The sequence below is a fragment of the Oleiphilus sp. HI0125 genome (assembly GCF_001635355.1).
Window position 1 is genome coordinate 1 of the sequence record NZ_LWGF01000755.1, and the last position, 2,265, is coordinate 2,265.

The window sequence follows — 2,265 nt, forward strand, 5'->3', positions numbered from 1 at the left end:
CAAGTTGTCGCTGAAGGTGATCAAGCTTGGCCTGCTCTACAAGAGCGCCTAGATAGAGCTTTGGATATTTATTCTCAAATTCATGATATTGAGAAGAGTGACATTGGTTCTATCAATGCGGGTATCGAACGTCTTCGACTTCAGCAGCGCAAGTTGGAATTGGAAGATCGTTTAACATCGCAAGCACTTGCTGATATTGAAGCTGAGCGAGCAGCATTAAATGCTGAATACGATGGCTTGCAGGGCCGTCTTATCGAGCTTTATGGCCGAATAAACCGCGACAAAGTTCGTGTACAAAGTATGGACGGCACGCAAATCACGGTTGATCTTGCGAAGATCGTTCATGCCTTCCAGCCGAACGCGATGAGTATTGGCGATAAGATCGTTTTCTACATTGCAAAACTCTACGAGTTCATCAGTGACGAACCACGTGAAGCTAATACCGAAGGGGGTATCTTCCCTGCTATTTTCGGTACGGTTTTGATGGTCATTATCATGTCGATCATCGTGACACCATTTGGCGTAATCGCAGCAGTTTATCTACGTGAATATGCCCACCAAGGTACGATGACACGTATCATACGTATTGCGGTAAATAACCTCGCCGGTGTTCCTTCAATTGTTTACGGTGTATTTGGTCTTGGCTTCTTTATCTACTTTGTCGGTTCCGGCGTGGATAAAGCGTTCTTCCCAGAAGCATTGCCGTCACCAACATTCGGTACCGGTGGTCTACTATGGGCATCGATTACACTCGCGATTCTAACGCTACCAGTCGTCATCGTCGCAACGGAAGAAGGCTTGTCACGTATCCCTCGCTCCATTCGCGAAGGTAGTTTGGCACTTGGTGCAACCAAAGCAGAAACCTTGTGGCGTGTTATTTTGCCAATGGCTAGCCCAGCAATGATGACAGGCGTTATCCTTGCTATCGCGCGTGCAGCCGGTGAAGTAGCGCCATTAATGTTGGTTGGTGTAGTGAAGTTAGCGCCATCACTTCCTTTAGATGGTAACTACCCTTACTTGCACTTAGACCAGAAATTTATGCACTTAGGCTTCCATATTTACGATGTAGGTTTCCAAAGCCCGAACGTTGAAGCAGCGCGACCACTTGTGTACGCGACCTCGTTCTTGCTGGTAGCGGTTATCGCTTTACTTAACTTATCAGCTGTTGCGATTCGTAACCGCTTACGTGAAAAGTACAAAGCCTTAGAAATGTAAACACGCTAAACGGAGGCGGTTGAGCCTATTTTGCTCCTGCCTCCCAATTAGCTAAACAACCAAATTTTATTGATAGATTTTTAGAGAAGTTTGATATGACACAAGATTCAAACACAGAGAACACAAACGAACGTACACACGGTATCGACATCAGTAGCCTTCAGCGCTCAGACAATAACCTTCGTCTAGAAGATGAAAAGGTCGCACTTAAAGTTGAAGACCTACGCCTAAGTTATGGTGAAAAAGAAGCGCTACATGGCATCAACATGACGATTCCACAGAATCGTGTAACTGCTTTTATCGGCCCTTCAGGCTGCGGTAAGTCAACGCTATTGCGTTGCTTCAACCGCATGAATGATCTTGTTGATGGCGTAAACATCCAAGGTAAAGTGCTTCTTGAAGGTAGCGACATCTACGATCGTGAAGTCGAAGTAGCAGATCTACGCCGTCGTGTGGGAATGGTATTCCAGAAGCCAAACCCTTTCCCGAAAAGTATTTACGAAAACGTCGCATACGGCTTGCGTATCCAAGGGATCAACAGCAAGCGTGTTTTAGACGAAACTGTTGAATGGTCTTTAAAATCTGCTGCACTGTGGGATGAAGTAAAAGATCGTTTAAACGATAGCGCATTAGGCCTTTCAGGTGGTCAGCAACAGCGTCTTGTTATCGCACGTACCGTTGCCGTTAAGCCAGAAGTACTGCTTCTGGATGAGCCAGCATCGGCACTTGATCCTCTATCAACGCTCAAAATCGAAGAACTCATTCACCAGCTTAAAGACGACTACACCATCGTTATCGTTACCCACAACATGCAACAGGCTGCGCGTGTCTCTGACTACACCGCATTCATGTACATGGGTGATCTCATTGAATTTGGAAACACCGACCAGCTGTTTACAAATCCTGAGAAGAAACAAACAGAAGATTACATCACTGGCCGCTATGGTTAATTCAAGGACGAATAATAAAAGAGGAATATGAAAATGAGCGAACCAACACATGAGACGCACAACCAGCATATCTCGCAACAGTTCAACCAAAACCTAAGCG

The 2,265-nt window shown here is 45.7% G+C and carries 2 protein-coding genes; both read left to right on the forward strand.

Annotated features, from left to right (window positions below):
- Positions 1-1,215, forward strand: a 1,215-nt coding sequence (gene pstA, locus A3762_RS11360) for a phosphate ABC transporter permease PstA (protein ID WP_068755578.1), incomplete at its 5' end; no start/stop codon positions are given.
- 95 nt (positions 1,216-1,310) lie between these two features.
- The gene (pstB, locus tag A3762_RS11365) at positions 1,311-2,165 is read left to right on the forward strand and encodes a phosphate ABC transporter ATP-binding protein PstB (protein WP_068501653.1); all 855 of its coding nucleotides are present in this window, start codon (positions 1,311-1,313) and stop codon (positions 2,163-2,165) included.
- The last annotated feature ends 100 nt before the right edge of the window (positions 2,166-2,265 follow it).